This window comes from Proteiniphilum sp. LBM24028, assembly GCF_056629195.1.
This window is the reverse complement of sequence record NZ_CM152817.1, coordinates 1,785,101-1,802,518: the sequence shown is the minus strand read 5'-3', so window position 1 is coordinate 1,802,518 and position 17,418 is coordinate 1,785,101. Positions and strand designations below refer to the sequence as shown.

The following is a 17,418-nucleotide window of genomic DNA, read 5'->3' as shown; positions in this document are numbered from 1 at the left end:
ACAGATTGATATGTCATTATTCGATTATTCAGAGAACCCCATCGGAATAGCTTCCGATCATGCTGGCTATGACAGCAAACAGTACATTATAAAAATTCTGGAGGAACAAGGTATCCCTTACAGGGATTTTGGAACCTATTCCAAGGAGAGCACAGATTATCCCGACTATGCGCATCCGCTTGCCTCGGCCGTGGAAAATGGTGAATGTTATCCGGGTATTGCCATCTGCGGCACCGGCAATGGAATTAATATGACTGTGAACAAGCATCAGGGAGTGCGGGCGGCATTATGCTGGAGCAAGGAGATAGCTTACTACGCCAGAACACACAATGATGCTAATATTCTCTCCATTCCAGGTCGTTTCCTGAGTGAGGAAGAAATTTATGAGATATTGGTAACCTTCCTTAATACACCTTTCGAAGGAGGACGTCACGAAAAAAGAATCAATAAGATCCCCTGCGCATAGTTTGCTGCTATCAAGTTGGGAAATAAAATAAATTCCATGATGTGGAAGAAACAATCCGGACTGCTTCTGCTGCTATTTATTTTGTTGCAGGGTTGTGAGGTGTCTGATATGCAATTCGGTAACCATCCTCGTGGCAATTTTGATGCATTGTGGACCATTCTCGACCGTAATTATTGTTTCTTTGAATACAAGAAAATAGATTGGGATTCAATTTATGGGGATTATAGTGTCCGTATCACACCGGACATGAACAACGATGCGCTCTTTAAACTCATGGGGACGATGCTTGCCGAACTGAAGGACGGACATGTGAATCTGGCCGCATCACACGATATTACCCGTTATTGGCAATGGCAGGACAATTATCCTGCCAACTTCGACCCCGTCGTACAGAAATATTATCTGGGAACCGACTTCGGAATTGCATCCGGCATGAGGTATAAGATTCAGGAAGATAACGTGGGTTACATCTATTATGGCAGCTTCTCGGACGATTTGTCGGAGAGCAGTCTTGACCAGGTGCTGAACAGAATGGCTATTTGTAGCGGTCTTATTATTGATGTCCGAAATAATGGCGGGGGAAGTCTTACCAACGTGGAAAAAATAACCAGTCGTTTTTTTAATGAGCGAAAGCTCATCGGTTATATTTCTCACAAGGTAGGACCCGGACACAACGACTTTTCCCCGTTCTATCCGAAATACGTGGAAAGTTCCGACCGTGTTCGTTATCAGAAACCAGTGGTCGTGATCACAAACAGAGGCTGTTACAGTGCCACAAACGAGTTTGTAAGTGTCATGAAATATGCACCCAATGTTACAGTGATGGGCGATAAAACCGGAGGCGGAAGCGGACTGCCCTTTACTTCCGAATTGCCTAACGGCTGGTCTATCCGTTTTTCTGCCTCACCCATGTTTAATGCCGAGAAAGAACATATTGAGTTCGGGGTGGAACCTCATATTTATGTAAGTATGCAGGATAGTGACAGGGCAAAAAACAGGGATAGCATTATTGAAGCTGCACGTGAATTGATCAAAAAAAGAAATGAATTATGAATTTGGTTCGATGACGAAATTTTATTAAGAAAAAGGCTTGTTAACCACTGTGAGTTTATTTGGCGTCAGAAAAATTCTGATAACAAAAATAAATTTTGCTGAAACCTGCTAAAAAATAGTAAGTGAAGTGAGATGCGGGCATTGGTGCATTTTATATATTTATCTTTTCATTTATTATAAATTTTCGTACTTTTATAGGCAAAACGCCTTAATATATAAATAAAAGCTATAATTTAATATTTTTTATCAACAATAATAATGCCAATATTTTCGAAAAAAAACAGGAGGCTCAAAACAAAGTCATCCGGAAGAAAAGGTCTTGTCCTGATCGCAGGAATCATCATAGGAATTGTACTTATTGCCGCTTTGTATCAGACATCCGTCTATTTTTCCACCAATGAATCATGTATGATGTGCCATGTACATCCGCATGCTGAGGAGAGCTGGAAACTGTCGACACATGTCAACAACGGAAGCGGGGTAATGGTAAATTGTGTAGATTGTCACCTTCCCCCCAAAGACAACACCTGGGAACATTATTCGGCCAAACTGGCACTGGGTGTACGTGATGTATGGGGATACCTCACCAAGGACAGCACAGATTTCAACTGGGATAAGAAATCGGAACTGGAAAATGCTGTAAAATATATTCCAAATAAATCCTGTGTGAAATGTCATCAGAACCTTTTTCCCGCAGGGATATCCGATGAGGGTATCACTGCACATCTTTATTACGATGAAAATGCGGAAAAGCTTGATCTTCAATGTATAAGTTGTCATCTCGACGTGGGACACTATAATCCCGGTTATGCACATGGTCAGATGACAGGCATACCTGGAATGGCGGGATCCTATGCCGTAGATACCTCGCTTTATTATAAGGAATCAACGCCGGTCACAGCTTTTGCCGATTATCGTGAACAGATTCCCGGTACGCCCGTATCATTTCAGATGAGGGCAATTCAGGGAGGTACATTCATGATGGGAAGCCCGGAAAAGGAGCCTTTCCGTAATCAGGACGAGTCGCCGCAGCATCAAGTCACAATCAGTCCCTTCTTCATGGCTGAAGTGGAGACTACCTGGAATGAGTTTTGGGCATTTTATGCTGAAACCATGAGTGAGGGACGTACCCCACCTGAGATGATTTACGAGAATAATCTCATCGCAATGAGTGTGGATGCCATTTCAGGTCCGACACCTCCTTTTGGTTATCCCGATCAGGGATGGGGGCAGGGTGACAGGCCGGCCATTACGATGACCCATTATGCAGCAGAAACATTCTGTCAGTGGTTATCGGCAAAAACAGGAAAAAAATATCGTCTGCCCACCGAGGCTGAATGGGAATATGCGGCCCGCGGGGGCAGCCAGACTGCATACTTCTTTCCGGGAAGCCCCAAAGATTTTTCGGCACACGGATTCATGCGGAACATCTTTAAGCCGAAAACCGACAGTATCAGTGCCTATGTAGTGTATGACATGAATAGCGATAGCCGCACACAACCTCCTTCTGCTGTATTACCCAATCCTTATGGCTTAAAGAACATGTTGGGAAATGTGATGGAATATACTGCCGACAAGTATGATCCGGAAGCATATGGCAAACGGTCGGGTGTTACCCGTGATCCGTTGGTTACACAAGGAGAGGACTGGGTAATAAGGGGAGGCAGTTACGCTTCCGATGCATCTGAAGTGAGAAGCGCTGCAAGGGCTTATACACAGCACGATGCTTGGTTGAAGACAGATCCGCAACAACCCAAGAGTATCTGGTGGTATTCCGATATAAAAGGAATTGGATTCCGTGTGGTGTGTGAGGTGGATACTTCATTGATCATAAAAAACTGAACTGATGTCCTGGACAAGTTTCTGCCATCTTAGCTAAAAGTTGACAACTGAAATTAAATAACATACGATCAATAAACAAATAATATCCTAAAACAATCAATTGTATGAAACGAGAAAACAATGTAACCAGAAGATCATTTCTGAAAACTTCTGCACTGGCAGGGGCTGTCGGTGTAGTCGGAGCGGGTTCTGCAGGACTGTTGACCTCCTGTGGCGGATCGGAGAAAAGTAAAGATGCCAATGTACCCTTGAAAGAACCAGGTAGCTATTATATACCGGAGCTTCCTGATTTGGCTGCCGATGGCAAGGAAATAAAAGCGGGCGTGGTTGGTTGTGGAGGCCGAGGATCGGGAGCTGCCATGAACTTCCTGAGTGCAGCCAATGGTGTGACCATTGTGGCGCTGGGCGACGTCTTTCAGGACAGAGTAGATAAACTGGCCGAGAAACTAAAATCGGAAAAAAATATCGATATCCCAGCCGATAAGCTTTTTGTGGGCCTGGATGCATACAAGCAAGTGATCGACAGTGATATTGATGTGTTGATAGATTGCACCCCTCCCTTTTTTCGTGCAGAGCATTTTAAATATGCCGTAGAAAAAAACAAACATGCTTTTCTGGAAAAACCAATCTGCGTGGATGCAGCCGGATATCGCACCATTGTTGCAACTGCCAAGCAAGCTAAGGCGAAGAACCTGAGTGTGGTCACCGGAACACAGCGTCACCACCAACGTAGCTATGTGGAATCCTACAAGCAGATCATGAACGGTGCTATCGGCGAGATCACCGGTGGAACGGTATATTGGAATCAAAGTATGCTCTGGTTTCGTGAGCGCCAGCCCCAGTGGAGTGATTTCGAGTTTATGGTGCGTGACTGGGTAAACTGGAAATGGCTCTCGGGAGACCATATTGTGGAACAGCATGTGCATAACATCGATGTGTTTACGTGGTTCTCCGGATTGAAGCCGGTCAGTGCCGTCGGTTTTGGTTCACGACACCGCCGTGTAACGGGTGATCAGTACGATAATTTCAGTATCGATTTTACCATGGAGAATGGAATTCATCTACACAGCATGTGTCGTCAGATTGACGGCTGTGCCAACAATGTGAGCGAGTTTATCCAGGGAACAAAGGGATCCTGGTCGAGCAAGGGCGGGCATGTAATCAAAGATATGGCAGGCAATGTGATCTGGCAGTATGACGGCGAGGCAGAGAAAACCAATTTCAAGCAGACCAATCCCTACACGTTGGAACATGTGAATCTTATTAACTGCATCCGAAGCAACAATCCCATCGAGCAGGCTTCTGAAACAGCAGTTTCCAATATGGCAGCCATCATGGGACGTGAGTCCGCATATACGGGACAGGAGACAACATGGGAAACCATGACTGCATCACCGTTGGATTATACGCCTGCAGACCTGAACATCGGCAAAATGGACATGTCCGGATTTACCGTGCCCGTGCCGGGAAGTGCAAAAAAAGCCAAATCATGACAATAGACAGAAGAAAATTTATTCAGACGACCATTGCCGGTTCTGCTGTCCTTGCAATAGGAGGCTTTAATTCTGTGGCTTCTGCCAGTTCGAAAAAAAATAAAGCTTCCGGCAATGCGAAATTAAATATCTCTTTTCAGGAAGGTACCGCTCCCGGTACCACCCTGAAAGAGAAGTTCGACTTTATGGAAGCACACGGCGTGGTGGGTTTCGAGCCGCATGGCAAGCCTTTGCTCGCGAGAAAACAGGAGTTCAAAGATGCCCTCAGAGGACGAAACATCAAAGTAAGTGCAGTATGTGCCGGCTTCGACGGGTTTATTCTTTCTACCGATCCTGCCATCCGCAAGCAATGCCGCGATACAATGGCTGAGCTGATCATCGCCGCTGGAGAATTTGGCTCTACAGGTGTAATCATCGTGCCTGCTTTCAACAGACAAGTGCCGGTAATGCCGCACACACAGGAGACACGTGATTTTCTTTGTGAACAGTTCGATGAGATGGGGACACTGGCACAAAAGCATGGTACGACCGTCATTCTGGAGCCGCTTAACCGCAAGGAAGCCTTTTACCTTCGCCAGGTGGGCGATGCTGCATCCATATGCCGGGACATTGACAATCCCGGCGTGAAATGTATGGGTGATTTCTGGCATATGACCTGGGAGGAGAATTCCGACATGGGAGCGTTTATCTCAGCCGGCATACATTTGCAGCATGTGCATGTGGCCAGTCGGAAACGGCGTAAGATGCCGGGTGAAGACGGTGAAGCGGATCGGTATGTTGATGGTTTTAAGGGGTTGAAAATGCTGGGTTACGATAAGTATGTCAGTTTCGAGTGTGGCTTACTGGGTGATCGTAATATAGCAGTGCCCGCAGCACTTGAACTCCTGCGCAAACAGTGGAAAGAGGCCTGATCCTGCAATGGATAAACTGATACATTCCCTATCATCCTATAAAACCGGTATTATACTGTTGCTCACCTATGCGACGGGACTGGCTCTGGCTACATTTGTGGAGAAGATGATGAGTACCGAGGCGGCAAAAATGCTTGTCTATTACTCCCCCCTCTTTATTCTACTGCAGTTTCTCCTGGTAGTTGATTTCATTCTGGTAATTGTCCGGTATAATTATCTGAAACGCGGAAAATGGGCAATGATCATCATTCACTTTGCCCTGATTGTGATTCTCGGGGGGGCACTGACCACACTGCTTTTTGGCAGGGAGGGACAGGTACATATCCGCGAGGGAGAAAGAAGCAATCAGATGGTAATGCAAACTTCTAAAGGGATTAAAACGGAAACATTGCCTTTTGTATTGGAGCTCACCGATTTTAGATTGCACCGGTATCCGGGTTCCCTAAGTCCTTCTTCCTATGAGAGCAATTTACGGGTACACATCGATGGAGAAGTTCGTGAAGCGAAGGTGTTTATGAACAACGTGCTGGATCTGAAGGGGTATCGTTTCTTTCAGGCCTCCTATGACGAAGATGAACTGGGAACAATTCTTTCGGTGAACAAGGATGTGACGGGCCGTAATGTGACTTACAGTGGCTATGCGCTACTGTTGGCCGGTTTTCTGTTGATGTTTTTTGTGCCGAACTCCCGTTTCCGGAAACTGATACGACAACTCAAAGAGGTAAGGAAGGAGGTCTTAACAACGGTGTTCAGCGGCATTTTGATGGTTATGCCGTTCGTTGCTTTTGGAGAGATCGCGGTCGACAACCCGGTGATACAGGAAGATTCTTTGAACGCAGATTGGATTGAGCAGCCAGGTAGTTCAAATATATCTGATAAGTCCATAGAGAATGTGCTCCTTGAGATTGCGGTTCCTCGTGATCATGCAGTCCGCTTTGGTGCCTTGCCGGTACAATTTCGTGGCAGGGTAATGCCAATGAATACTTTTTCTTCCGAGATATTGCGGAAAATATATAAGGAACAGACATTCGACTTCATAAATTCCGATCAGTTCCTGCTTAGCTTACTGACACTGCCCCGGGTATGGGCACAGGTTTCCTTTATCGCCATTCCCAATGAGCAAATAAGTGTGCAGTATAATCTCCCGAAAGATTATGCATCTTATTATCATTTTTTCGATCAAAAGGGAAACTACCGTTTACTGGAGCAATTGCAACATATCTATCATCGGCCCGCAAACGGACGAACTGCGGCAGAGAAGGACCTGATCAAACTCGATGAGCAGATTAACATTGTGTCACAGTTGTTCAACCATAGCCTGCCAGGTATCTTTCCCAATCCCGAAGACCCTTCCCATACATGGTATGCACCTGGCGAAGACCTTTCAGTATTTAAGCCGCAGGATTCATTGTTTATTGCCGGCATCTTCAATCAATATCTGTCTGAAGTACGGAGGGCAATGCAGAGTGGCGACTGGGATAAACCCGATGAAATGCTGAATGATATTATCCGATATCAACAGCAGAACGACAAAGCTTCACTTATTCACCCCGGAAAGATAGAGGCCGAATTGCGCTACAATCAAATGAATATTTTCAGCCGTTCCAGAACAGGTTATTTTATTTTCGGCGGTACTCTTTTGATTCTGGCATTTATACAGATGTTGCGAAGAGGTGAGTGGATTCGTAACGCAATATTTACAAGTATTATTTTTATTGTAGCCCTCTTTATTTATCATACTGCCGGGATGGGCTTACGTTGGTATATTTCGGGTTATGCACCTTGGAGCAATTCCTATGAGACCATGGTCTATGTAGCCTGGGCAACAGTGCTGGCCGGACTTCTCTTTGGAGGCAAAAATAGCCTCACTCTGGCACTTGCGACACTTTTTGGCGGAGTAATCCTTTTTGTATCGGGGCTCAACTGGATGGATCCGCAAATCAATACGTTAGTACCTGTATTGAAATCGCCCTGGCTAATGTTTCATGTGGCTGTAATTGTGGCGGCATACGGATTTTTTGGAATCAGCTTTTTACTGGGTATCACCAACCTCTTTATCATGACGTTTTCAAATAAAAGTGAGTCTGTCTCTTATCGTATCAGGGAGTTAAGTATCATCAACAACCTGTCATTGCTTGTAGGCCTTGCGCTGATGACCATTGGTACCTTTCTTGGCGCCGTCTGGGCTAATGAATCATGGGGCCGCTATTGGGGCTGGGATCCCAAAGAGACCTGGGCCCTGATTACGATCGTGGTTTATTCCGTTGTCACCCACCTGCATCTTGTAAAAAAATGGTATAGTGTATGGGGGTTCAATCTGTTGTCGGTATTTGCTTTCTCGTCGGTGTTAATGACTTTCCTGGGAGTGAATTATTTCCTAAGCGGAATGCATTCCTACGGCCATACCGAGGACACATCTTCTGTCTTTTTGTATATTGCAGCCGCCTTTGTGGCGCTGGGAATATTGGGTATCGTTTCATACAGAAAAGAGAAGCAGTGAGATCTTGGATTTTAGCGATCAGCGATGGGCTTTGGTAGTGAAAGTTTGTCGGGTAGAGCGATCTTGGTACATCAACACATCAACACATCAACACATCAACACATCAGCATATCAACACATCAACACATCAACACATCAGCATATCAACATGGTACATTGGGGATTTATCGGCTGTGGATCAGTCACAGAAAAGAAAAGCGGGCCTGCCTTCAGCAAGGTGGAGGCATCGGACGTTGTAGCCGTGATGCGGCGCAATATTGAAAAGGCAAGGGATTATGCCGAACGGCATGCTATCGGGAAATGGTATGACAATGCGCAGGAGCTGATTAATGACTCACAGGTAAACGCAGTGTATGTGGCAACACCTCCCGGCTCCCATGCGGAATATGCTATTGCTGCGATGAAGGCCGGTAAGCCGGTGTATGTAGAGAAGCCGATGGCTGCCTCCTATGAGGAGTGTCTTCAGATGAATCGCGTTTCTGTGGAGACCGGTATTCCCTGCTTTGTTGCTTATTATCGCAGGACACTGCCTTATTTTCTCAGAGTGAAACAGTTGATAGACGATGGTTTATTGGGTAAAATCTCAACCGTGCAGATAGGGTTTGCTATTCCGCCCTATGCGGCAGATTACGACCGGAATAACCTGCCCTGGCGGGTGAAAAAGCATATTGCGGGAGCGGGATATTTCTACGATCTTGCTTCACATCAACTCGATCTGATCGACTTTCTCTTTGGAGAGATTGAACATGCAGAGGGTTTTTCCAATAATATGGCAGGTTTATATGATGCGGAGGATACAGTGACCACAGCTTTCAGATGCCAATCCGGTGTTTTGGGTGCTGGAAACTGGAGTTTTGTCGCTCCGAAAGACACACGCACCGACAAGATCGATATTGTCGGCACAAAAGGAAAACTTTCATTTTCTACATTTGATTTTTCGCCTATCCTTTTGGAAACATCCGAAGGAATACAGGAGTTTAGGGAAGAGAATCCCGAAAATATTCAGTTTTATTTGATTCAGAGCATCGTGAATTATCTGAATGGTAAAAGTGAACTGCCTGTTAGTATGGCTGCCACAGCCATTCGTACTAACTATATCATGGACCGGATTTTAAAAAAAAATATGAAATTATTACTGAAATCTGCCTTTAAATAGGATGGGATTGATGGTGAGGCTCACATAAGCCCAGTCCTGCCAGGCACCGGGATCGCCGGGACGTCCTTTTGCAATAGGCATTGCATCGGTGGCAAGCATAAAAGAATAACCTCCCTCCAGCATGATATATTTCCGGACAGGATAGGTGAAGGTGAGATCGATCTCCGATCCAAGTAACTTTCTCTCAGCATTATCTACAACGATGTTTTTGTGAGAAGTAAAGTGATGATATCCCAGATCCAGCATCAGCTTTTCACTTGCCTTCCATTTCAGGCCAAGGTATTTATCGAACACACCATATGGATCGTTTCCCTTGAAATAGTCCATTGATCCCATAAAAGTGTGGTTTGAACGATAAAGCAGGTCCATATATGATTTTTTATCCGAATCGGGATCCTGTCCCGGATGGAACTCGGTGCCGCCATAGAGCGAAAAAAGTGGGCTAATTGTATATCCGCCCCGCAATGCCAGCATATACGCACTAACTTCCTGATTGTTTACATTCCTGCCCATCTGGTAATAGGCGGTTCCCATAATGTGCCAGAGTGTACTTTTATAACCGACATTTGTTCCCATGGTCTGCATATAAACTTTATCGGAAACAAGTGGCACGATGTCGGGATCGCCCGTTTCAAAACCGAGATTGATGAAAAGCGCAGAAGCGGTGAAACCGGTAGCATTGTGATACTGATACCACAAAGCTTGCATATTCTGATAAGGTTGCCCCCCCGCGGCATCGTAATAGGTGCCGTCGTTGGTTGACTCCTTCGACTGGTTATAAGCCAGTATCAGGTGCAGCGTATTGAGGCCGTTTTCATATCCCAGTTTCAGGGCATCGTGCCAGATACCTGTCGGTGTCCAGTTAGATACCGAAAGGATGCGTCCATCGTCATAGTTGAGTGACTGTCGCCCGATCCTCGCAAAATATCCTTTATGACTCATTTGTGCCCATGCCTCATTCAGAGTGAAACGCCTTCCGTCATTGTCGTTCTGCGTTTTCTGTCCCCACAACGAGATATCCTGCGCTGCAACACGAGCCGAGAGGAAACCATTGTCGAAGTTCATGCCGACACGTGCACGATTGGAGATAAAGGCAGAGGCATCGTCTGTCTCCAGACGGGGGTAGTTGTACCCGTTGCGGTATTCAAAACGGGGACGCAGATTCATGTCAATCGAAAATTCACCGCCTGTTTCTTCAGATTGTGCACACAAAAGCAACGGATAAAGTAACCCTGTCAGAAATATACCCACGATTAATTTCTTCATTGAAATAGTTTATTTAATTGTTTTATGTTGTACTAAAAGAAAAAATGTCATTTATAAGTTTCCACTATCTAATTTGAACGCTGACTCCCGAACACTATTTCTCATCGGTTTTTCGCATGCCGCCATATCTGCCACGAGTTTACCAGGTTCTGCCACAACACATAGGTTCCTGGACCAAGAGTGGCCAGCGGATTTAGATATGTCTGTGTAAGCCAGATGGCAAGCACCGTATTCTTCTGTCCCAACCCCTGTCCGCCGGCAACAGTCCATCCAAACTGACTCCCGATCTTTCTGCCGAAAAAGAACTGTAAAAGGCAGATCAGTAACGACGTGATGGTGATGATTACCTCCAGGGTGTAATTCCCATCATTCTGCGAACGGACATATTGTGTCACATTACCTATTACCACTGTGAGTGCGGCTGCCCACAGATAGAAAGAGATGATCTGGGCAGACCGGATCCTTTTATGTACGCGGGGAGCAGTTTTCTGTAAGATGAAGGCCAGTAGGAACGGAACGACGAGAATGGGCATCACCTTCAGCAAGATGTGCCAGAAGGAGGAAGTAAAAGATACCTCTACGTTGCTTTCCCCTATGCCGGAAAGAAAAAGGGGAGCAATAAAAGCGACGGAGAGGTTGCTGATAATGGAATAGGCAGCTGTCACAGAAATGCTTCCCCCGAGGAGACCCGCCACCACGGGTGCCGAAGTGGCTGTGGCAGTCAGCACACAAATCATAGCTGCCTGGGCCAATACTTCGTTAAACTGTCGCAATACCAGATAAACCAGCGCACTGCCTAGGTATTGAATGGCCAGCAGTATATAGTGAAATTTGGTCAACCTGACGTCGCTCCAGCTTACCCGGCAATAGGTGATAAAGAGCATGAGCGAGAGCAGGTAAGGGATAACCGGTGAGAAAATAACAAGTGGTTTGTGAAAGGTGATTCCCAGGATCATTGCGATGGGGAGTAGATATTTTTCAATGTACCTTTGCATATCAGTTGTAATAGTTTGCAGGAGTGTTGGATGTATCTGATGCGCGAAGCATGTCTTTAAAACGGATCTCCTGCATCCACTGTTTACGGTCGAATACCAGGTGGATGATAAACTGTTCTATCTCTGGCAGAAAATCCCTCATGGGATATTCCGACACTTCGTGACCTATATCTTCCATGATATAGAAGATATAAGGATACCGCTCATTTCTAAACCGTTTCGCAAGTGATTTGGATCCAAACATTCCCAGTTTAAAAAAACGGGTATTGTCGTATGGTACCAGCTTGTCGGCGCTTCCATGAAAGAACAGGGTGGGGGCGGGCCGTTGCGCGTATGAGGGTAATCCTTCTTCGCTGAAGATACCACCTGCAAAAGAAACGACACCGGCATACCTGAAGTCATCCGGTAGTATTTCTGCGGCAGGATGATTGTTACGCTCCTTATAGTCTGCCTGTAATACCGTAATTGCACCCGCACTCGATCCGCTAAGGATAATGAGCGAGGGGTCAATATTCAGTTCTTCGGCATGTTCCAGAAGATAGTTCGTTGCTGCGTACAGATCGGTTACAGCCATTTCTATTGCCTGTTGCAACGGTTTGTGATTCAGTACGCCCGGTGCCTCCTTCCCTTTCATTCCAAGTCGATAATCGATGGAGACCACGGTAAATCCTTTTGTGGCAAAATAATGAAAATAGGGGAGGTAGTGCCTGGCATCTCGCGTTCCTTCCTTGAATCCTCCGCCAAACACAAATACCAGACAAGGTTGAGGAAGGATAGTTGTAGAGTCGGTTTTGTAAATGTCAAGTCTCAACGGAGTCCCTTCCGTTTCTGCGAAGACACGGGTCTCCTTCTGCAGTGTTCCGGCCTGCAGCATGAAAGAAAGGAGCAGCGCCGTGCAAAAAAGGAGGATCATTTTGTATGACATCGTTTACTGTTGAATAAAATCGGACACCAGTTTCAATATTTCGTCTTTGGCACGATCGAAATCATCGTTGCACACCACCACATCGAAACGGGGAGCAAAACTCATTTCATATTCAGCTTTTGACAGCCGGTTCTCAATCACCTGCGACGAGTCGGTGCCTCTTTTTTCAAGCCGCTCCCGCAATACCTCCACCGAGGGGGGCATCACAAAGATGCTCAAGGCCCGGTTGCCATAGATCTTTTTAATGTTTAACCCTCCAATGCAATCTACATCGAAAACTACATTTTTACCTTCTCCCAGGATGCGGTCTACTTCACTTTTTAGCGTACCATAGAACTTGTCTTTATAAACCTCCTCATATTCGAGAAATTCATTTCTCCCAATTCGTTCCCGGAATTCATCGGGTGAGAGGAAATAGTATTCCACACCGTTTTTCTCTTCACCCCGGGGAAGGCGGCTGGTGGCCGAAATGGAAAACTGAAGATTTAATTCCTGTGCCAGCAGGTACCTGACGAGCGTGGACTTGCCCGCACCTGACGGAGCCGAAAATATGATTAGTTTTGCCATTGCGTCTAAATTTTAAGTAGCATACCGGATGGTTTACCACCGCAGTCACTATAATATATTTAATATCTGTTCTTTGATCTGTTCCAGCTCATCCTTCATTTGCACCACAATACGCTGCATCCCCGATTGGTTGGATTTTGAGCCGAGTGTATTGATTTCACGCCCTATCTCCTGGGCTATAAAACCTAGTTTCTTTCCCTGAGAACGGGTGTCGGCAAGTGTTTCGATAAAATAATCCAGATGATGGGCGAGCCGGGTCTTTTCCTCATTTACATCAAGTTTCTCAATGTAATAAATCATCTCCTGTTCGAAACGGCTTTTATCGTATTCGATTCCTTCCAGATTATTTAATCCATCATAGATCCGGCTTTTAATCTTCTCCATTCTTTCCGCTTCAAAAGGGTCAACCTCTGCCAGGAGGGAGCGGATGAGTTGGATCTTTTCCGTCAGTACCTTTGCAAGCATCTCTCCTTCCTGTTTGCGAAAGCTGGTCACTTCGTCCACTGCACGGTTTATTGCCATCTCGATGGTTTCCCATTCTTCTTCATCCAACTCTTCCGGCTCCTGTTTCATGACTTCGGGAAGACGCATTAACAGTGAAAACCAGTCATCCGGAAGAGGAATGTTCAATTCTTGGGCCAACCCTGTGATTTCCCGGTAATACTGATCTACCACGTGGTGATCTATCTTTACGGATACATCTTTGGATATTACTTCCACATTCATCGATAAATCTACTTTTCCGCGCTCCAGTCTCTGTGACAGGGTATTGCGCAAAGCGATCTCTCTTTCTCGGTAAATGACAGGGAGACGGGTGAACAGATCAAATTGCTTGCTGTTCAAAGATTTTATTTCAATCGTTATTCTTTTGTTGGGGAGCACAGCTACCGCTTTGCCGTATCCCGTCATGGATAGTGCCATTGTTACATTTTTGCACAAAGGTAGCTTTTTTGGCTGAAACAGACATATATTTACGGTGAAACTTCAGCAGGCACTATCACACCAAACGTTCAGAAAAGGTTATGCATTTTCTTTGCGCAGAGATTCGCGCTCTGTCTCTTTCAGCAATCGCTCAGCCTTGTCCTGCTCATCGGCCAGAAGGAGTAGTCGTTTGCTCTCCACAATATTGGATATCAGCAGAAAGAAACAGGCTGCTGAGGCAAGAAACTGGATGGAGCCCGGGACAAATACCTCAAAAGTGATGATTGTGCCTAATAGCAGGCGTACTTCAGTGGGGCCAAAAATGCCCGAGTCGATAGAATACTGTCCTCCAATCTTGTATCGCAGCTGGGCAGTAATCATCTCCCATCCGTAAAGCACCACGAAAATGAATCCTGCATATTTCCAGACACCAGAAACAAAAATAGAAAATCCCAATCCGATGAGAATGGTTCCTACCCAGTCAACAGTAACATCGAGTGAGAATCCATACCATTTCCGCGGTTTGTTCCGGTAGTATGCCAGTCGCCCGTCGAGAGAATCTCCCAACCAGTTGATAACAAAGCCAAGTAGCGACAGCAACAGCCAGTAATGGTTCAGGTAAGCTCCCAGCACAAAACTGGACGCCACCATCAGATTACCTAAAAAGCCAATGGCCGTAAGGCCGTCCGAGCTTATCCATGCCGGTACCTTCTGTACCAGATAAGCTATGGCCTTCTGTTCCCACACTCGCAGGATATTGGTTCTCTGCCGATCAGTGGCGATGAGTCTAAGCGACTTCGCCATGCTCCTTTTACTGTTTTTCATCACCGGATTCTTTTAATATAATAATCTTTCATGGCAAAAGTAAGTATTAAATTTTCATGTTACAAATTTGTTACAAAAAAATAATAAATTCCGTTTTGTGAATCAATAAAGAAGCCGCCCTTTTCGGAGCGGCTTCTTGTAAAAGCTACAATGCCCTGTCTCATTTCTCGGCATTCTCTTCTTCTGTGGGTACAATCAGCTTGTATCCCTTTCCGTGAATGTTGATGATCTCGATGTTGGGCTCCGGTTTCAATAATTTGCGTAGTTTTGTAATGTAGACATCCATGCTGCGTGCATTGAAATAGGTGTCTTCTTCCCATATTTGCTTCAGCGCATGATTGCGTTCCAGAATGTCGTTGGCATGCGCGCAAAGCAACGACAGCAATTCAGATTCCTTTGTGGTAAGCTTCGTCTGCACGTCGCCAATGATCAGTATCTGTTTTTGTGTATCGAATGTCATTGTACCGAAACTATATACCTGCTGTTCCTTGCTCTTTTTACCTTTCACGCGACGGATAATGGCCTCAATACGCAGTACCAGTTCTTCCATGCTGAATGGTTTGGTGATGTAGTCGTCGGCTCCGGCTTTGAAACCTTCCAGTACATCTTCCTTCATATTCTTAGCTGTCAAAAAAATCACCGGTATTTCCGTATTGATGGTTCTGATTTCCCTTACCAGTGTTACACCGTCTTTCTTGGGCATCATCACATCGACAATGCACAGATCATATTTTGTTTTCACAAATCCTTTGAAACCGGCTTCTCCATCGGGAAACAGATCGGTATCAAAACCTTTTGCCTGGAGGTATTCTCTCAGTAACATGCCAAGATTTTCATCATCTTCGCATAAAAAAATTTTTAATTTCTCTTCCATATCATTTTTGTGTTATTACGGGTAAACTAATTATAAATTTTGTTCCTTTACCTAATTCACTTTCAGCACGAATGGTGCCATTCACATCAGTTACGATTTTTTTCACATATGCCAGCCCCAGTCCAAATCCTTTTACATCATGCCGGTTGCCGGTGGGTACGCGATAAAAACGTTCAAATACCTTCTTGGCATCTTCCTTTTTCATGCCGATGCCGTTATCCTCTATGGAAATGATGATCTTGCTACCTTCATTACGGGTACGGATCATTAATTCCGGAGCTTCTTCCTTCTTCCTGTATTTCAATGCGTTGTCGAGAATGTTGAAAAGGACATTGGTGAAATGCATTTCATCTACCCTTATCGTGGTATGCTCGGCCTGCAAGTCTATATCGAGTGTACCACCCAGTTTCTCGACTTTGAGCACATGCGTGTTGGCAACACTGACCACAAGGTCGTTTACATCCAATTCTTTCATCTTCAGTGTTGTCTTCTGCTTGTCGAAGAGCGACATCTGCAGTACTTTTTCCACCTGAAAACTCAATCGCTTTGTCTCATCATGAATCACACCGGTCACATGTTTAAATACCTCGGGAGACTTCAATATAGACTCATCCTTGAGCATCTGCGATGCGAGCGAGATGGTGGAGACTGGTGTCTTCAGCTCATGCGTCATGTTGTTAATAAAGTCATTTTTCATTTCAGACAAACGCTTTTGTCTAAACAACGATACTACCGTAAATATAAACGTTATCAGCAGGATAAACGTGAATATAAGTGACGGTATGAAAAAGGATAGCTCGCTGTATACATAATTCCTTTTTGTCGGAAAGTAGGTTCTTAACCTGTTCAACTTTGCCGGAGGATCATTTGGAAACAGAATCTGTGTATATACTGCATCCGGGTACTTTGTTGAGAAGCCGGGAGACGAGTAGACTATCTTGTTGTTGAAATTCACAATCTGAAAACTGAACGGTTCATTAAGTCCGTTGTATGATAATTCATAACGAATATATTGCTCCACCTTATTGAAATCGATCCGTTTCTCAATCGGCTCGTTGCTTGCACGGTTCAGTATTTTAAAAATAACCTCATCAAGCAATGATCGTTCATGCAGGTATCGTTTCGACAAGGATTGCTGCATATCGTACTGCGTCTTTGAGATCGTACTGGCACCCTGATTGGGTGACAGAAAAACCCGTTCGGGTTGTTCTTGTGGACGCGTGGACCGTTGTGTGATATCCAATGCAATTCTTGTTTCACTTCCATCGGGATTGGTAATGGCAGCGGTAGTCCGCTCGCGGGTGATTTGTTGCGTGCCTCGTGATTGATTGTACTGCGAATATCTGTTCTCCGATTCAATCATGTCCTGTTCGAGATAGTCGCGGGTCTGGTCCTGCTCGAGGTCTCTCATCACATTGTAGAGACTCCTGTTCACCTGTTCGTCGAACTGTTGTGAACGGATGGCCATGCTTGTTCTCATATACCTGACCTGCAGGAATAACAATGCAAAAAATGCCGTGAACATCACCAGGGCAAGCAACCAAATTGTCGATTTTTTCATCTTTACTTACTCCTTTTAAGTGACATTTTTTATTTCAAAGATCGTTTTGTCGTTTTAATTTAA

At 45.2% G+C, this 17,418-nt stretch carries 15 protein-coding genes; 7 read left to right on the top strand and 8 right to left on the bottom strand.

Annotation, left to right across the window (positions count from 1 at the left end):
- Positions 1-10 precede the first annotated feature (10 nt).
- The 7 genes from AC1HCU_RS07075 (at position 11) to AC1HCU_RS07045 (ending at position 9,421) form a co-directional block, all read left to right on the top strand.
- A complete protein-coding gene (locus AC1HCU_RS07075) occupies positions 11-466 on the top strand; it encodes an RpiB/LacA/LacB family sugar-phosphate isomerase (protein ID WP_480370807.1) in 456 nt (151 codons plus the stop codon).
- Positions 467-502: 36 nt separating this feature from the next.
- The gene (locus tag AC1HCU_RS07070) at positions 503-1,519 is read left to right on the top strand and encodes a S41 family peptidase (RefSeq protein WP_480370804.1); all 1,017 of its coding nucleotides are present in this window, start codon (positions 503-505) and stop codon (positions 1,517-1,519) included.
- A gap of 258 nt (positions 1,520-1,777) precedes the next feature.
- Positions 1,778-3,361: an SUMF1/EgtB/PvdO family nonheme iron enzyme gene (locus tag AC1HCU_RS07065; RefSeq protein ID WP_480370801.1), complete on the top strand. Its 1,584-nt coding sequence runs from the start codon at positions 1,778-1,780 to the stop codon at positions 3,359-3,361.
- Between the two features lie 104 nt (positions 3,362-3,465).
- Entirely contained in the window at positions 3,466-4,854 is a 1,389-nt protein-coding gene (locus tag AC1HCU_RS07060) for a Gfo/Idh/MocA family protein (RefSeq protein ID WP_480370799.1), read from the top strand.
- Entirely contained in the window at positions 4,851-5,765 is a 915-nt protein-coding gene (locus AC1HCU_RS07055; protein ID WP_480370797.1) for a sugar phosphate isomerase/epimerase family protein, read from the top strand. The genes AC1HCU_RS07060 and AC1HCU_RS07055 overlap by 4 nt, the downstream gene beginning before the upstream one ends.
- A 7-nt stretch (positions 5,766-5,772) precedes the next feature.
- A complete protein-coding gene (locus tag AC1HCU_RS07050; protein WP_480370794.1) occupies positions 5,773-8,265 on the top strand; it encodes a cytochrome c biogenesis protein in 2,493 nt (830 codons plus the stop codon).
- Between the two features lie 148 nt (positions 8,266-8,413).
- The gene (locus AC1HCU_RS07045; protein WP_480371106.1) at positions 8,414-9,421 is read left to right on the top strand and encodes a Gfo/Idh/MocA family protein; all 1,008 of its coding nucleotides are present in this window, start codon (positions 8,414-8,416) and stop codon (positions 9,419-9,421) included.
- Here the strand turns inward: AC1HCU_RS07045 and AC1HCU_RS07040 are convergent.
- The 8 genes from AC1HCU_RS07040 to AC1HCU_RS07005 all read right to left on the bottom strand — a co-directional run bounded on the left by AC1HCU_RS07040 (position 9,398) and on the right by AC1HCU_RS07005 (position 17,355).
- Positions 9,398-10,687 carry an alginate export family protein gene (locus tag AC1HCU_RS07040; RefSeq protein WP_480370791.1) on the bottom strand — a complete coding sequence of 430 codons (1,290 nt, stop codon included), beginning with the start codon at positions 10,685-10,687 and terminating at the stop codon, positions 9,398-9,400. The two genes, AC1HCU_RS07045 and AC1HCU_RS07040, sit on opposite strands and share 24 nt — an antisense overlap.
- 101 nt (positions 10,688-10,788) lie before the next feature.
- Positions 10,789-11,682, bottom strand: coding sequence for a transporter (locus AC1HCU_RS07035; protein ID WP_480370788.1), 894 nt, complete (start codon positions 11,680-11,682; stop codon positions 10,789-10,791).
- Position 11,683: 1 nt separating this feature from the next.
- A complete protein-coding gene (locus AC1HCU_RS07030) occupies positions 11,684-12,607 on the bottom strand; it encodes an alpha/beta hydrolase (RefSeq protein WP_480370785.1) in 924 nt (307 codons plus the stop codon).
- A 3-nt stretch (positions 12,608-12,610) separates the two neighbouring features.
- On the bottom strand, positions 12,611-13,174 hold the full coding sequence (gene gmk, locus AC1HCU_RS07025; RefSeq protein ID WP_480370782.1) for a guanylate kinase: 564 nt from the start codon (positions 13,172-13,174) through the stop codon (positions 12,611-12,613).
- Between the two features lie 48 nt (positions 13,175-13,222).
- Entirely contained in the window at positions 13,223-14,095 is an 873-nt protein-coding gene (locus AC1HCU_RS07020) for a YicC/YloC family endoribonuclease (protein WP_480370779.1), read from the bottom strand.
- 99 nt (positions 14,096-14,194) lie between these two features.
- Positions 14,195-14,920: a CDP-alcohol phosphatidyltransferase family protein gene (locus AC1HCU_RS07015; RefSeq protein WP_480370776.1), complete on the bottom strand. Its 726-nt coding sequence runs from the start codon at positions 14,918-14,920 to the stop codon at positions 14,195-14,197.
- A 160-nt stretch (positions 14,921-15,080) separates the two neighbouring features.
- Positions 15,081-15,794, bottom strand: coding sequence for a response regulator transcription factor RprY (gene rprY / locus AC1HCU_RS07010; protein ID WP_480370772.1), 714 nt, complete (start codon positions 15,792-15,794; stop codon positions 15,081-15,083).
- Between the two features lies 1 nt (position 15,795).
- Positions 15,796-17,355 (bottom strand): sensor histidine kinase, encoded by a 1,560-nt coding sequence (locus AC1HCU_RS07005; RefSeq protein ID WP_480370769.1) that lies wholly within the window; start codon positions 17,353-17,355, stop codon positions 15,796-15,798.
- Between the last annotated feature and the right edge of the window lie 63 nt (positions 17,356-17,418).

Bases quoted from the DNA above. Each gene is read 5' to 3' on its own strand.
- AC1HCU_RS07075 (WP_480370807.1), top strand. From the start codon at position 11: ATGTCATTATTCGATTATTCAGAGAACCCCATCGGAATAGCTTCCGAT.
- AC1HCU_RS07070 (WP_480370804.1), top strand. From the start codon at position 503: ATGATGTGGAAGAAACAATCCGGACTGCTTCTGCTGCTATTTATTTTG.
- AC1HCU_RS07005 (WP_480370769.1), bottom strand. From the start codon at position 17,355: ATGAAAAAATCGACAATTTGGTTGCTTGCCCTGGTGATGTTCACGGCA.
- AC1HCU_RS07035 (WP_480370788.1), bottom strand. From the start codon at position 11,682: ATGCAAAGGTACATTGAAAAATATCTACTCCCCATCGCAATGATCCTG.
- AC1HCU_RS07060 (WP_480370799.1), top strand. From the start codon at position 3,466: ATGAAACGAGAAAACAATGTAACCAGAAGATCATTTCTGAAAACTTCT.
- AC1HCU_RS07015 (WP_480370776.1), bottom strand. From the start codon at position 14,920: ATGAAAAACAGTAAAAGGAGCATGGCGAAGTCGCTTAGACTCATCGCC.
- AC1HCU_RS07020 (WP_480370779.1), bottom strand. From the start codon at position 14,095: ATGGCACTATCCATGACGGGATACGGCAAAGCGGTAGCTGTGCTCCCC.
- AC1HCU_RS07055 (WP_480370797.1), top strand. From the start codon at position 4,851: ATGACAATAGACAGAAGAAAATTTATTCAGACGACCATTGCCGGTTCT.
- AC1HCU_RS07045 (WP_480371106.1), top strand. From the start codon at position 8,414: ATGGTACATTGGGGATTTATCGGCTGTGGATCAGTCACAGAAAAGAAA.
- AC1HCU_RS07050 (WP_480370794.1), top strand. From the start codon at position 5,773: ATGGATAAACTGATACATTCCCTATCATCCTATAAAACCGGTATTATA.
- rprY (WP_480370772.1), bottom strand. From the start codon at position 15,794: ATGGAAGAGAAATTAAAAATTTTTTTATGCGAAGATGATGAAAATCTT.
- gmk (WP_480370782.1), bottom strand. From the start codon at position 13,174: ATGGCAAAACTAATCATATTTTCGGCTCCGTCAGGTGCGGGCAAGTCC.
- AC1HCU_RS07040 (WP_480370791.1), bottom strand. From the start codon at position 10,687: ATGAAGAAATTAATCGTGGGTATATTTCTGACAGGGTTACTTTATCCG.
- AC1HCU_RS07065 (WP_480370801.1), top strand. From the start codon at position 1,778: ATGCCAATATTTTCGAAAAAAAACAGGAGGCTCAAAACAAAGTCATCC.
- AC1HCU_RS07030 (WP_480370785.1), bottom strand. From the start codon at position 12,607: ATGTCATACAAAATGATCCTCCTTTTTTGCACGGCGCTGCTCCTTTCT.